Here is a 14,892-nt window from a genome sequence, read left to right on the forward strand (position 1 = left end):
CGTAGTACGTATCTCACGCGGGTGCGGCAGCGGTCTCCTCCTTCGGCGACAGCTTCGCGAACAGGTGATCCGCCAGACCCCGCACGGTGGTGATGTCGGCTGAGGTGATGCGGACGCCGGTCTGGGCCTCGATGTGGGTGCGCAGCTCGAGGTTGCCCAGCGAGTCGAGGCCGTACTCGGCAAGCGGGTGGTCCACGTCGATGTTGCGGCGCAGGATCAGCCCGATCTGCTCGGAGAGCAGGCGCCGCAACCGGGTGGGCCACTCGTCGAGCGGCAGGTCGGACAGCTCGGCGCGCAGTTTGCTTGAGCCCGAACGCTTTTCGCCGGCCGACTTGAACATCTCGAGGAACTTGCTGCGTTCCGCGAAGGACGCGATCCACGGTGTCCCGATGAGCGGGCTGTAGCCCGTGTACGCCCGGTCGTGGCGCAGCAGCGCCTCGAACGCATAGGCGCCCTCATCGGGAGCGATCGCGGCGCCGCTGCCTTCGGCGAAGTCCGCGCCGCGGCCGATCTCGCCCCAGGCACCCCAGGCGATCGCCGTGGCCGGCAGGCCCTGCGCGCGCCGCCAGTGGGTGAAGGCGTCCAGCCAGCTATTGGCCGCGGCGTAGGCGCCCTGGCCCGGCGAGCCCAGCAGCGCCGCTGCCGACGAGAACGAGCAGAACCAGTCCAGGTCCGCGGATGCGGTGGCCTCGTGCAGGTTCCACGCGCCGTACACCTTCGGCGCCCAGTCGCGGTCGATCAGTTCGTCGGTGATGTTGGTCAGGGTGGCGTCCTCGACCACCGCGGCCGCGTGCAGCACGCCCCGCAACGGCAGGCCGGTGGCGGTCGCCGTGGCCACCAATCGCGCTGCGACGTCTGCCTGGGCGATGTCGCCGCACTCCACGATCACGTCAGAACCTATCGCTCGGACGAGCTCGATCGTTTCAAGCGCCTTCTGCGAGGGCTCGGACCGCGAGGTGAGCACGATCCGGCCGGCGCCGGCCGCGGCCATCTTCTCGGCCAGGAACAGCCCGAGGCCACCGAGGCCCCCGGTGATGATGTAGGAGCCGTCGCGCCGGAAGACCGGCGCCTGCTCCGGCGGCAGCACCACGCTGCTGCGACCGACCCGCGGGATGTCGAGGATGAGCTTGCCGGTGTGTTCGGCCGCGCTCATCACGCGGATCGCCGTGGCCGCCTCGGAGAGCGGGTAGTGCGTGCTCTCGGGCATCGGCAACGCGCCCTCGGCGGTCAACCGGTAGACGGTGCTCAGGACCTGACTGACCTGGCTGGGGTGGCTCACGGACATCAGCCCGAGGTCGACGCCCCAGAACGCCAGGTTGCGACGGAACGGGAAGAGACCCAGCTTGGTGTCCCCGTAGATGTCGCGCTTGCCGATCTCGACGAACCGCCCACCGAGCGCGAGCAGTTTGATCCCGGCCAGCTGCGCGGCGCCGGTCACCGAGTTGAGCACGATGTCCACGCCGTAGCCGTCGGTGTCGCGCCGGATCGCGTCGGCGAACTCGACGGAGCGCGAGTCGTAGACATGCTCGATTCCCATGTCCCGCAACAACTGCCGGCGTTGCTCGCTCCCGGCCGTGGCGAAGATCTCGGCGCCCGCCGCGCGGGCGATGGCGATGGCCGCCTGCCCGACGCCGCCGGTGCCGGAGTGGATCAGCACCTTGTCGCCGGCCTGGATGCGGGCCAGTTCGTTCAGGCCGTACCAGGCGGTGGCGTGCGCGGTGGTCACCGCGGCCGCCTGCGCGTCGCTCAGCCCCTCGGGCAGCGTGGTGGCCAGGCGCGCGTCGCAGGTGACGTACGTGGCCCAGCAGCCGTTGGGGGACATGCCGCCGACGTGGTCACCGACCTTGTGGTTGGTGACGTCGGGTCCGACGGCCGTGACCACGCCCGCGAAATCCGTGCCCAGCTGGGGCAGGATGTTGTCGAGGCTCTGGTAGCGGCCGAAGGCGTTCAGCACATCGGCGAAGTTGATGCTCGACGCGGTGACCGCCACCTCGATCTGACCGGGTCCCGGCGGAACCCGGTCGAACGCGGCGAACTCCATCGTCTGCAGGTCACCCGGCGTGCGGATCTGCATGCGCATCCCGGCGGTCTGGTGATCGACGACGGTGGACAGCCGCTCCTCGGGACGCAGCGGGGTGGGGCACAGGCGCGCGCTGTACCACTCGTCGTTGCGCCAGGCCGTCTCGTCCTCTCCGGGGCCCGTCATCAGCAGCTGGCGCACCACCTGCTCGGCGCCGGTCTGCTCATCGACGTCGATGTGGGTGGTGTGCAGGTGCGGGTGCTCGGCACCGATCACCCGCAGCAGGCCGCGCAGGCCGCCCTGGTCGAGGTTGGGAACGTCCTCCGACAACACCTTTTGGGCGTTGCGGGTGACGACGAACAAGCGGGGCGACTCGCCCTGGAGTTCCGGCAGCTCGCGGGCGATGCGCACCAGGTGGTGCACCAGATCGCCGCCACGCACGGCGCTTTCGTCGTCCGGGTTGCCGTTCTTCGGCTCGGTGACCACGACCACGCCGGCGAACTCACCCTTTTCGAGCTCGTCGCGCAGGAGCCCGGCGATCGCCTGGTGGTCGGCCTGCTGCGGCCAGGACAGGGTCTTGGCTTCCGCGTCGTGCAGCTTCATCGCGTCGGTGAGCGCCGTCGCCACCAGGTCGGCGGCGTCGGAGGTGCTGATCAGCAGCCACGCGCCGATCTCGGCGGCGGCCTCGGGCAACTGGCGTTGCTGCCATTCCACGGTCAGCAGGCGCTCGGCCATCACCTTGGCCCGCTCGCCGCTGGGCGAGACGCCGGTGCCCATCTGCAGCCCGCGGACGGTCAGCAGCACGGTTCCGTGCTTGTCCAGCACGTCGAGGTCGGCCTCGACGGCTCCGCCGCTCGCCGCGGTCACCCGCGAGTAGCAGTAGCGCGCGGTGCTGACGGGGCCGTGGACCCGAAGCCGGCGAACACCGAGCGGCAACAGCAGGCCGCCCAGGCTGGCGTTCGCGACGCTGGGGTGCGCGGCGACCGACTGGAAGCAGGCGTCCAGCAGCGCCGGGTGCACCCCGTAGTTCGTCTGCTGCGTCCGGATCACGCTGGGCAGCCCGATCTCGGCGAGCACGGTGGTGCCGGTTCCCTCGGCGGTGTGCGCGCCGGCCAGGCCGGTGAAGGCGGGGCCGTACTGGATACCACACAGGTCCATGGCGTCGCGGAGGTCGCTGCCCTCCAGCCGGCTCGGGTGGGTCTCCAGCAGCTCGTCGATGTCCTGGGCGGCCGGCACGTCTTCGTCGTCGACGTCGTGCAACACGGCCGACGCGCGACGTGCCTGCACGCCGTCCTCGTTGGTTTCCACCGCGAAGACGAGCGTGCCGGGCGTCTCCGCGGTGGCGGTGAGGCTGATCTGGGTTTCCTCGTCGAGCATCAGCATCTGCTCGAAGCGGACGTCGTGAACCTCGGATGCGTCACCGAAGACGGTGCGGGCCGCGGCCAGCGCCATCTCGCAGTAGGCCGCACCCGGCAGCGTGGCCGTGCCGTGCACCTGGTGGTCGGCCAGCCAGGGCAGCGTCGCCGTGCCGATTTCGGCCTGCCACACGTGGCGCTCCGGCTCCTCGGGCAGGCGCACGTGCTGGCCCATCAGCGGGTGCACCGCGACGCTGGAGGCCAGCGCGCGCGAGCTGTGACCCTCGCGGCTCAGCAGCAGCGACCGGTGGGTCCACGCGGGCAGCGGCGCGTCCACCAGGTGCCCGCCCGGGTACAGCACGGAGAAGTCGACCGTGGCGCCGGTGGCGTACAGGTCACCCAGCAAGCCAAGCAGGCCGTGGGGAAGCGGCTGTTCGCGCCGCATCGCCGCGAGTGCGGCCACGGTCATGTCGAGGCTGCGGGCGGTCTGGTCGACCGCGTGGGTCAGTAGCGGATGGGGCGACAGCTCGCCGAAGACGCGGTAGCCGTCTTCCAGTGCCGCCTGCACCGCGGCCGAAAACCGCACCGTGTGGCGCAGGTTGTCGACCCAGTAGTTCGCGTCGCAGTACGGCTCCTCGCGCGGGTCGAACGAGGTGGCCGAGTAGTACGGGACCTCCGGGGTCAGCGGCTCGATCTCGGCCAGCACGTCGTAGAGCTCGTCGAGGATCGGGTCGACCTGCGGCGAATGCGACGCCACGTCGACGGCCACCTCACGGGCCATCACCTCGCGCTGCTCCCAGACCGACACCAGCTCGCGGACCGAATCGGTCGCGCCGCCGATGACGGTGGACTGCGGCGACGCGACGACCGCCACCACGGCGTCGTTGACGCCGCGAGCCATCAGCTCCGAAAGCACTTGCTGGGCAGGAAGTTCCACGGACGCCATCGCCCCCGAGCCGGCGATCTTGGTCATCAGCCGCGAGCGGCGGCAGATGACCCGCACCCCGTCCTCGAGCGACAGCGCTCCGGCGACGACGGCCGCCGCGGACTCGCCCATCGAGTGGCCGATCACCGCGCCGGGGCGGACGCCGTAGGCCTTCATCGTGGCCGCCAGCGCGACCTGCATCGCGAAGATCGTCGGCTGCACCCGGTCGATGCCGGTGACCTTCTCGGGGGCGGTCAGCGCCTCGGTCACGGAGAACCCGGACTCGTGGGCGATCAGCGGCTCGACCTCGGCGATGGCCGCCGCGAACGCGGGCTCGTTCACCAGCAGATCGGTGCCCATGGTGGCCCACTGCGACCCCTGGCCGGAGAACACCCAGACCGGGCCGCGCTCCTCCTGGCCGACGACCTCCTGGAACAGGGCGTCACCGTTGGCGACGTCACGCAGGGCCGTCAGCAGCTCCGGGGTGTCGCTGGCCAGCACGGTGGTGCGCACCGAACGGTGCCCGCGCTTGCGAGCGAGCGTGTAGGCCAGGTCCGGCGCCGCCACCTCGGTGACGTGGGCCTCGAGCCAGTCCGCCAGCCGGGCGGCGGTTTCGCGCAGACTGTCGTCCGAGGTGGCCGACAGCGGGAACAGCAGGGTGCCGTCGCGGCCCGGGCGGGTCGCCGCACCGTTGCGCGAAATGGGCTCGGGAGCCTCCTCGACGATTGCGTGCACATTGGTGCCGGAGATCCCGTACGCCGACACCGCCGCGCGCCGCGGCTGGTCGCCGCTCAGCGGCCACGGCGTAATCTCTTGCGGCACAAACAATCCGGTGTCGATCCGGGCCATCTCGTCGGGCAGGCTCTCGAAGTGCAGGTTCTTCGGGACCACACCGTGCTGGACGGCGAGAACCGCCTTCATCATCCCCAGCGCACCCGCTGCCGCCTGGGTGTGCCCGAAGTTCGTCTTCGCGGCGCCGAGCACGCAGGGGTTGCCGATGCCGTATACCTCGGCGAGGCTGCCGTATTCGATCGGGTCGCCGACGGGGGTCCCCGTGCCGTGCGCCTCGACCATGCCGACGGTGCCGGCGTCCACACCCGCCGCCGCGAGCGCCGCACGGTAAACCGCCGACTGCGCCTCGCCGGACGGCATCGCGATGTTCATGGTGTGGCCGTCCTGGTTGGCGGCCGTGGCGCGGATCACACCGAGGATCCGGTCGCCGTCGCGCTGCGCGTCGGTCAGTCGCTTGAGCAGCAGCACCACGCAGCCCTCGCCGGAGACGAAGCCGTCGGCCTTGACGTCGAACGCGTAGCAGTGCCCGCTGCCCGACAGCATGCCCCCCGCCGACGCGGAGGCGGACCGGCGCGGTTCCAGCATCACGTTCACGCCACCGGCGAACGCGAGGTTGCTCTCTCCGTCGTTGAGGCTGCGGCAGGCCTGGTGGATCGCGAAGAGGCCGGAAGAGCACGCGGTGTCGATCGTGACCGCGGGGCCGTGCAGGCCGAGCGCGTAGGCGATCCGCCCGGACGCCATGCAGGAGATGGTCCCGGGGTTTCCGTACGGGCCGTCAAAGGCGTCGGTGGCGGCGTGGACGAATTGGTAGTCGCCATAGTTCAATCCGACGAAAACACCCGTTTCCGCGGCCATGGTGTCCTTGGTGAGGCCGGCGTGTTCCATGGCCTCCCACGCGGTTTCCATCAGCAGGCGGTGCTGGGGGTCCATCGCGGTGGCTTCTTTTTCGGTGATGCCGAAGAACTCGGGGTCGAAGTCGCCGACGTTGTCCAGGAAGGAGCCCCACTTGCAAACCGACCGGCCCGGCACGCCCGGCTCGGGGTCGTAGTAGTAGTCGACGTCCCAGCGTTCGGCGGGAATTTCCTTGACAAGGTCGTCGCCGCGGAGCAACGCTTCCCAAAAGAGGTCAGGTGAGTTGATGCCCCCGGGCAGCCGGCAAGCCATCCCGATGACTGCGACCGGAGTCACGCCTGCCTTATCCACTGTCCTTCACCTCTCCTTGCCTATCCACAAGTTCCTATCACTGCTGCTCGCTCTTATCAGAGCTTCGAGAAATCTCGTCGAATTTTTTTGCGCGAGCTGGCAACTCCGCCGCAACGCAAAAAAACCCACCGACCCCCGCATCGAAGCCCACCCGTAACAACATGGCGCGATCAGCAGCGTAGCGGCTTCGCTTCTCACGCGTGGAAAAATCGTGCGAACGTACAAAAATTTAACAAAGCCCTGGCCAAGGCCGGTCGACACCCGGCTTGGCCAACCGGCCAGACGCATACTTTTGGGACGGTATTCGCCCCATTGCCTCGTACCGGCATCGCTACCAGAGACGCTGTCCGACAAGGTCTCCGGCGTTTACCTGCCCGAACCGGCGCCGACCACGGGCGTTGTCGGCGCCGAGCGTCCGGGACAGCGTGAACCCACCCGACCCGCGGGGGCCGAGGCCCTAGACCAAATTGGACGCACCGATGCGCTGCATCGAAGATGCGTAATCACGCCATGGTAGGGGCCATTGCGAAACTCCGCAGGAAAATCGCTGAAATCTTTAAGATTGCAAGTTAAGTCCTGCCGAAATTGTGTCGAGATTCATACTTTGCCGTGATTGCCGTGCCCGGTTCGAGGCCGAACCGTGGTGTCGGGGGAGCGGCGCGGGCGCCGTCTGTGGGACCGATCACGGGCCGATCACGGCGGGCCGCGGCTTTGAATTCATTCGCTGGCGACGGCCGTGCGGCGCGACCGGGACGAGCCGGCCCGACGCCGTCGCCGTCGCGGTATCCCTCCGGGCGCCAACGGTATTCGCGCACGGGCCCCCGGCACCGCTCGTGCCGGAACCGTCGTTTTCATCGGGCCGTCCGGCGTTGCGGCGTTGGGGCTCCGGGCTTTTCGTCCGTCATTCTCCCGGTCCAACGGCTGTGGCCGCTGGCTACCATTGCCGGTGAACGCGAGGTGTCCACCAGTGGACGGAGTGCTCACACCATGACCCCACCTATCGGGCAAGCCCGGGTCCCCAGACTGCCGCTTGACGTGGCCAAGGCCGCCGCCGACGAGGCCGCGGTGCCCGACTACATGGCGGAGCTCAGCATCTTCCAGGTGCTGCTGAACCATCCGCCGCTGGCGCGCGGCATCAACGACCTGCTCGCCACCATGCTCTGGCACGGCAGCCTGGACCCGCGGTTGCGTGAGCTGGCGATCATGCGGATCGGCTGGCTCACCGCGTGCGACTACGAGTGGACACAGCACTGGCGGGTCGCGTCGGGGCTGGGCGTGAGCGCCGGCGACCTGATCGGCGTGCGCGATTGGCGGGCATATGAGGGCTTCGGGCCCGCCGAGCGCGCGGTGCTGGCGGCCACCGACGACGTGGTGCGCAACGGCGCGGTAAGCGCCGAGAGCTGGGCCGCGTGCGAGCGTGAATTGCAAAGCGACACAGTGGTTCTCATAGAGCTCGTCACCGCCATCGGCGCGTGGCGAATGGTCTCGTCGATCCTGCGCAGCCTCCAGGTCCCGTTGGAAGAGGGCGTGTCCAGCTGGCCGCCGGACGGCCGGTCCCCCTAACCGATTGACTTATCAGTCAGTAACTCTTAGCGTCGGGCAATGCGAACCAGGGCCGCCGAGATGCTCGGCGTTGAATTTCCGATCTGCGCCTTCAGCCACTGCCGCGACGTCGTCGCCGCGGTGACCAATGCGGGCGGTCTCGGCATCCTCGGCGCCGTCGCGCACAGTCCGGAGCGCCTGCACAACGAGCTGACGTGGATCGAGGAGCAGACCGGCGGCAAGCCATACGGCGTCGACCTGCTGTTGCCGCCCAAGTACGTCGGCGCCGAGCAGGGCGGCATCGACGCCAAACAGGCGCGCGAGCTGCTGCCCGAGGAGCACCGCGCGTTCGTCGAGGACATCCTGTCCCGCTACGGCGTCGCGGCCCCCACCGAGGCGCCCAGGGCGTCGTCCGGGGGCCTCAACATCTCGCCCAAGGGCTACGAGCCGTTGCTCGACGTGGCCTTCGAGCACGACATCCGGCTGATTGCCAGCGCCCTCGGGTCGCCGCCCGCCGACCTCGTCCAGCGCGCCCACGACCGCGACGTCGTGGTGGCCGCGCTCGCGGGCACCACGCAGCACGCGCGGCGGCATGCGGCCGCGGGCGTCGACCTGATCGTCGCGCAGGGCACCGAGGCGGGCGGCCACACCGGCGAGGTGGCGACCATGGTGCTGGTGCCCGAGGTGGTGGATGCCGTGGCACCGGTGCCCGTTCTGGCGGCCGGCGGGATCGCGCGCGGCCGCCAGGTCGCCGCCGCCCTGGCGCTGGGCGCCGAGGGGGTGTGGTGCGGCTCGGTGTGGTTGACCACCGAGGAGGCCGAGACGGTTCCCGTGGTCAAGGAGAAGTTCCTGGCGGCCAGCTCCTCGGACACGGTGCGCTCCCGATCGATGACCGGCAAACCGGCGCGGATGCTGCGCACCGCCTGGACCGACGAGTGGGCGCGGCCCGACACCCCCGATCCGCTCGGCATGCCGCTGCAGACCGCCTTGGTCACCGGCTCGCAGGTGCGCATCAACCAGGCCGCCACCAATCCGGAGTCCAAGGCGCGCGAGCTGGCGACGTACTTCGTCGGCCAGGTGGTTGGTTCGCTCGACCGGGTCCGCCCGGCCCGCTCGGTGGTGCTCGACATGGTCGAGGAGTTCATCGACACCATCGGCCGGCTCGACGGCCTGGTCGATACGTGACCAGCGCGGCCCGCCGGCGCCGCGCGGTCAGCGACGAGGACAAGTCACAGCGGCGCGAGCAGATCATGTCGGCCGCCAAGGAAGTGTTCGCGCGCAAGGGTTTTCACGCAACGACGATCGCCGACATCGCCAAGCGGGCCGGCCTGGCCTACGGCTCGGTCTATTGGTACTTCGACTCCAAGGACGAGTTGTTCCACGCGTTGATGGCGGCCGAGGAGAGCGCGCTGCGCACCCACGTCGTTGCGGCGCTGGGGGTTCCGGTCCGCAGCGTCGGGCAGGAGGAGTCGCTTCGGGTCGCGGTGCGGGCGACGCTGGAGTTCTTCGAGTCCGACAAGGCGACGGTCAAGCTGCTGCTGCGCGACCCGTGCGCGCTGGGCGAGCGATTCGAAAAACATCTCGGCGGGATCTACGAGCGGTTCATCGACGACATCGAAAGCTTCATCGTGGCCGCCCAGGAGCGCGGTGAGGTGGTGAGCGCCCCGCCGCGCATGGTGGCGTACACGCTGGCGGCGCTGGTCGGCCAGCTGGCGCAACGGCGGCTGAGCACCGACGACGACGTCACCGCAGCTCAGGTGGCTGATTTCGTGGTGGCGCTGGTGCTGGACGGGCTGCGCCCGCGGGGGGCGGGGTCCGGCGCGCCCGCAGCTTGTTAACGCCTGTGTGTTCACGTAATGACCGCATAAAGATTCGGCGACACCGACCGGATCACATTGACCGTGTCGTGGCGATCGTGCATGATCGGTCGCGTATGCACCTCGTTAGGTGAGGCGTCTACACGAATACAGGCCACTGACCCCGAACGTCCAAAGACGCCCCGGGTCAGGACAGCTCCTCCCGGCTTAAGGGTTGAGCCCAGGTGGCTTCCGAGGAATCGGACACGTCGTGTAGTGCCAAAGCTCTGACGAGAGGGGTGCGGATCTCCGGCGTTCGCCGGTTTCTGTACTCCTTTTGGTGCGCGTGGATCGCGCGGGCAAACCGAACGCGCGTCGTGACCGTCGAGGAGGTGAGGGACGCATGAGTTCCAGCGATAGTCCGGGTCGAAGTCCGGGCTGTGTTCCGTCCCGATCCGACCTGAGGCGCGACGTTTTCGGCTGAGTCGCCGCGACGCTAATTGGCTTACCGGCCAAGCGTTCTCGGATCGGAACCCCAACGGGATGGGACACGTCAGTCCAATCAACGCTCGTTTGGTTCCCGTCAGGAGACGATCATGACCGCAGTTCTGCACGACGAAGTGGTAACCGTCGCGCCCAAGCTGACCGTGGTGCGCGACACGACCCCGCCCCCCGCGCCCGCCACCGCGCCCAAGAAGGGCACGACCATCGTCATCAGCGACCCGCTGGTGGATGGTGCCGCCCACTTCCTGGCCATCGGCGTGCGTCACGTGTACGCGGCGCTGTGGCGTGTGGGTGTGCTGGAAGTCCGGGCCTAGTGGTGCTCTATTCGCTCCAAAGGGCTACCCGGCCGCAGGTCTGTCCTGAGGCCAGGTAGCCCCTTGGGGTGCGGGGTTTGAGTAGAATCGAGCAAATGGCATCGATCCGGCGATCACCGGGGAGCCTTCGGAAGAACGGCCGACAGGCTCAGTAGAACCGAACGGGTAGGCCCGTCATAGCCCTCGTCGAGCGGTCGCGCGAGAGCGCGGCAAGCGGGGTGGTACCGCGGCGCTCGCGCACCTTGCGCGTCGTCGTCCCCGGCCTGAGTATCGAGGCCACAGGAGACGACACACATCGTGACCGAGAACGCGGACGTCAAGGCGTACCCGAAGCCGGCCGGCGGGGCGCCCGATTTCCCGGCGCTCGAAGTCGACGTTCTCGACTACTGGGCCCGCGACGACACCTTCCGGGCCAGCATCGCCCGCCGCGACGGCGCCCCGGAGTACGTCTTCTACGACGGGCCGCCGTTCGCCAATGGGCTGCCCCACTACGGTCACCTGCTCACCGGCTACGTCAAAGACATCGTGCCGCGGTATCGCACCATGCGCGGCTACAAGGTGGAGCGCCGGTTCGGCTGGGACACCCATGGGCTACCCGCCGAACTCGAGGTCGAACGCCAGCTCGGCATCAACGACAAGTCCCAGATCGACGACATGGGGATCGCCGCGTTCAACGACGCCTGCCGAGAATCGGTGCTGCGCTACACCGACGAGTGGCGGGCGTACGTGACGCGCCAGGCCCGCTGGGTCGACTTCGACAACGACTACAAGACGCTGGATCCCAGCTACATGGAGTCGGTGATCTGGGCGTTCAAACAGCTGTGGGACAAGGGCCTGGCGTACGAGGGGTATCGGGTGCTGCCGTACTGCTGGCGCGACGAAACCCCGTTGTCCAATCACGAATTGCGGATGGACGACGACGTCTACCAGAGCCGCCAGGATCCGGCTCTGACGGTGGGCTTCAAGGTCACGGGCGGCGAGCTCGACGGGGCCTACCTGCTGGTGTGGACGACGACGCCGTGGACCCTGCCGTCGAACCTGGCGGTGGCCGTCAACCCGGACGTGACGTACGTGCAGGTGCGGGTGGGGGAGCGCCGTTTCGTGCTGGCCGAGGCGCGGCTGGCCGGCTACGCGCGCGAACTGGGAGAAGAGCCCGAGGTGCTGGGCACGTATCGGGGCGCGGACCTGCTGGGTCTGCGGTATGTTCCACCGTTCCCCTACTTCATGGACACCGACAAGGCGTTCCAGGTGCTTCGTGGTGACTTTGTGACCACCGAGGACGGCACCGGGATCGTGCACATGGCGCCCGCCTACGGCGAGGACGACATGGCGGTCTGCGACGCGGCCGGCATAGCCCCGGCCACTCCGGTGGATTCCAAGGGCCGGTTTGACTCCACGGTCCCGGATTACCGGGGGCAGCGCGTCTTTGACGCCAATCCGAACATCATCCGCGACCTGAAGAACGGCAGCGGTCCGGTGGCGGCCAACGGCGCGGTGTTGGTCCGCCACGAGACCTACGAACATCCCTACCCGCACTGCTGGCGCTGCCGCAACCCGCTGATCTATCGCGCGGTGTCATCGTGGTTCGTCGCGGTCACCGACTTCCGGGACCGCATGGTGGAGCTCAACCAGCAGATCACCTGGTACCCCGAACACGTCAAGGACGGCCAGTTCGGCAAGTGGCTGCAGGGCGCGCGCGACTGGTCGATCTCCCGAAATCGGTACTGGGGCAGCCCGATTCCGGTGTGGAAGTCCGACGACCCGGCCTATCCCCGCATCGACGTCTACGGCAGCCTCGACGAGCTGGAACGCGACTTCGGGGTGCGGCCCACCAACCTGCACCGGCCCTATATCGACGAGCTGACCCGGCCCAACCCCGACGACCCCACGGGTCGCAGCAAGATGCGGCGCATCCCCGACGTGCTCGACGTGTGGTTCGACTCGGGCTCGATGCCCTACGCGCAGGTGCACTACCCATTCGAAAACCGCGACTGGTTTGACGGCCACTATCCTGGCGACTTCATCGTCGAATACATCGGGCAGACGCGCGGCTGGTTTTACACCCTGCACGTGCTGGCCACCGCGCTGTTCGACCGTCCCGCGTTCAAAACCTGTGTGGCGCACGGGATTGTGCTGGGTTCCGACGGCCAGAAGATGAGCAAGTCGCTGCGCAACTACCCCGACGTTTCCGAGGTGTTCGACCGTGACGGCTCGGATGCGATGCGGTGGTTCCTGATGGCCTCGCCGATCTTGCGCGGGGGCAACCTGATCGTCACCGAGCAGGGCATCCGCGAAGGCGTGCGCCAGGTGCTGCTGCCGTTGTGGAACGCCTACAGCTTCCTGGCCCTCTACGCGCCGAAAGTCGGTAATTGGCGGACGGATTCGGCCAAAGTGCTGGACCGCTACATCCTGGCCAAGCTGGCGGAGCTGCGCGACGACCTCACCGAGTCGATGGACGTCTGCGACATCTCGGGCGCCTGCGAGCAGCTGCGCCAGTTCACCGAGGCGCTGACGAATTGGTATGTGCGGCGGTCGCGTTCGCGGTTCTGGGAGGAAGACGCCGACGCCATCGACACGTTGCACACGGTCCTGGAGGTGAGCGCTCGCCTGGCCGCGCCGCTGCTCCCGTCTGTCACCGAGATCATCTGGCGAGGCCTGACCTTCGGGCGTTCGGTGCACCTGACCGATTGGCCGGACGCGGACGCGGTGCCCGCGGATCCCGGCCTGGTCGCCGCGATGGATCAGGTCCGCGAAGTCTGCTCGGCGGCGTCGTCGCTGCGCAAGGCCAAGAGGCTGCGGGTGCGCCTGCCGTTGCCGAAACTGACCGTGGCCGTGGAGAACCCGCAGCGGCTCGAGCCGTTTGTGGACCTGATCGCCGACGAGCTCAACGTCAAGCGCGTCGAACTGACCGACGCGATCGACACGTACGGGCGGTTCGAGCTGACGGTCAACGCGCGGGTCGCCGGGCCCCGGCTGGGCAAGGACGTGCAGGCCGCCATCAAGGCGGTCAAGGCCGGCGAGGGCGTCGTCAACCCCGATGGCACCCTGACCGCGGGTCCGGCGGTGCTGCAGCCCGACGAGTACAGCGCCCGGCTGGTGGCCGCCGACCCGGATTACACGGCGGCGCTGCCCGACGGCTCCGGTCTGGTCGTGCTCGACGGCACTGTGACCCCGGAGCTGGAGGCCGAGGGCTGGGCGAAGGACCGGATCCGCGAGTTGCAGGAGTTGCGCAAGTCGACCGGGCTGGACGTGTCCGACCGCATCAGCGTCGTGATGTCGGTGCCCGGCGAGCGCGCCGACTGGGCGCGGACGCACCGCGACTTGATCGCGGGGGAGATCCTCGCGACCAGCTTCGAGTTCGGCGAGCCCGCCGACGGCTCGGAGATCGGCGACGGCGTGCGCGTGGCCATCAGTAAGGCCTGACCGCGACCGGTCGGCCGGAGGTTCCGAAAAAAAGTTCCGAAAAAAGTGTCCGGTGTGGCGGGGCTTGCTGCTCCTACCTGTGACGGCGGCCCAACGGGGGTCGCGACCACAGTTAAGGAACCGACCATGAGCACCATCGAAGACTTCCAGTCCGCTACCTTCGCCGCCATCCCGCACGAGGACCTCACGGTTGCCGAGGCGTGGGCGTCGAGCCCGTTGGGTGACCCCTCGATCGAAGACGGATCCCTGTCGGAACCCGCAAACTTCGAGGACTTCCCGCCCACCACCGTGACCGAGCAGCCGCGCTCGCGGGCAACGACCGTCCTGGTGGCCGCGGCGGTGATCGCCGGGCTCGGAGTGGTCGGCGGGCTCGGCATGATGCTCATCGACTCGACGAGTTCGAAGCAAGAGAAGCCGGCCGTCGTCGTTCCGAACTCCAGCGTCAGTTCGGTGACACCCCAGTCGGCCAGCGCGGTCGCGCCGCCGCCCGTGGCGCCGGCGCCGCCGTCCATCGCCACGCCACCCGACGCCGCGCAACTGCCGAGTGGACCGGTCAGCGGTGGGGGCGCGCCGGTGTGGACCGCCCCCGCCCCGGTCGTCGCAGCGCCGCCCGCCGACCCGGGTACGCCGCCCGCCGCGCCGGCCGACCCCGGCACCCCGCCGCCTCCGCCGAACGTGACGGTGAACGTCCCGCCGGTGGTGGTCCCGGTGCCGATTCCCGTGCCCGTGCCGTCGGACCATGATGGCGACCACCCGAGTGGCGGCGGCCAGCAGCAGGGCGGTGGCCAGCAGCAAGGCGGTGGCCAGCAACAGGGCGGCGGCCAGCAGGGCGGCGGCCACGGACCGATCGAGTGCCTTGCCTGCCAGCAGCATCCGATCCAGCAGCAGCCGATCCACCCGCTGCCGATTCAGCAGCAGCCCGTGCACCCGCAGCCGGTCCAGCAGCAGCCGCTTCACCCGCAGGTGATCCCCGGCAAGAAGTGAGTCAGCCTGCCCAAACCGCGAAAGTGCAACTGCC

The 14,892-nt window shown here is 68.9% G+C and carries 7 protein-coding genes and 1 riboswitch; of the genes, 6 read left to right on the forward strand and 1 reads right to left on the reverse strand.

Going from position 1 to position 14,892, the window contains the following annotated elements:
- Positions 1–13: 13 nt before the first annotated feature.
- Positions 14–6,295 carry a sulfolipid-1 biosynthesis phthioceranic/hydroxyphthioceranic acid synthase gene (gene pks2 / locus AC5Y2S_RS08910; RefSeq protein WP_499955526.1) on the reverse strand — a complete coding sequence of 2,094 codons (6,282 nt, stop codon included), beginning with the start codon at positions 6,293–6,295 and terminating at the stop codon, positions 14–16.
- A gap of 999 nt (positions 6,296–7,294) precedes the next feature.
- Here pks2 and AC5Y2S_RS08915 point away from each other — a divergent pair.
- The 6 genes from AC5Y2S_RS08915 to AC5Y2S_RS08940 all read left to right on the forward strand — a co-directional run bounded on the left by AC5Y2S_RS08915 (position 7,295) and on the right by AC5Y2S_RS08940 (position 14,858).
- Positions 7,295–7,858 carry a carboxymuconolactone decarboxylase family protein gene (locus AC5Y2S_RS08915; protein ID WP_499955703.1) on the forward strand — a complete coding sequence of 188 codons (564 nt, stop codon included), beginning with the start codon at positions 7,295–7,297 and terminating at the stop codon, positions 7,856–7,858.
- Between the two features lie 39 nt (positions 7,859–7,897).
- Positions 7,898–9,022, forward strand: a complete 1,125-nt coding sequence (locus AC5Y2S_RS08920) for an NAD(P)H-dependent flavin oxidoreductase (protein ID WP_499902050.1) — start codon at positions 7,898–7,900, stop codon at positions 9,020–9,022.
- A complete protein-coding gene (locus AC5Y2S_RS08925; RefSeq protein ID WP_499955528.1) occupies positions 9,019–9,675 on the forward strand; it encodes a TetR/AcrR family transcriptional regulator in 657 nt (218 codons plus the stop codon). Before AC5Y2S_RS08920 ends, AC5Y2S_RS08925 begins: the two co-directional genes overlap by 4 nt.
- 94 nt (positions 9,676–9,769) lie before the next feature.
- A riboswitch (M-box (ykoK) riboswitch) is annotated at positions 9,770–9,939 on the forward strand.
- A 290-nt stretch (positions 9,940–10,229) separates the two neighbouring features.
- A complete protein-coding gene (locus AC5Y2S_RS08930) occupies positions 10,230–10,451 on the forward strand; it encodes an Rv1535 family protein (protein WP_499955530.1) in 222 nt (73 codons plus the stop codon).
- 297 nt (positions 10,452–10,748) lie between these two features.
- On the forward strand, positions 10,749–13,874 hold the full coding sequence (gene ileS, locus AC5Y2S_RS08935; protein WP_499955532.1) for an isoleucine--tRNA ligase: 3,126 nt from the start codon (positions 10,749–10,751) through the stop codon (positions 13,872–13,874).
- A 126-nt stretch (positions 13,875–14,000) separates the two neighbouring features.
- Positions 14,001–14,858 (forward strand): hypothetical protein, encoded by an 858-nt coding sequence (locus AC5Y2S_RS08940; protein WP_499955534.1) that lies wholly within the window; start codon positions 14,001–14,003, stop codon positions 14,856–14,858.
- Positions 14,859–14,892 lie beyond the last annotated feature (34 nt).

This window comes from Mycobacterium sp. NGS69 (genome assembly GCF_059812165.1).

Bases quoted from the DNA above. Each gene is read 5' to 3' on its own strand.
- AC5Y2S_RS08940 (WP_499955534.1), top strand. From the start codon at position 14,001: ATGAGCACCATCGAAGACTTCCAGTCCGCTACCTTCGCCGCCATCCCG.
- AC5Y2S_RS08930 (WP_499955530.1), top strand. From the start codon at position 10,230: ATGACCGCAGTTCTGCACGACGAAGTGGTAACCGTCGCGCCCAAGCTG.
- AC5Y2S_RS08920 (WP_499902050.1), top strand. From the start codon at position 7,898: ATGCGAACCAGGGCCGCCGAGATGCTCGGCGTTGAATTTCCGATCTGC.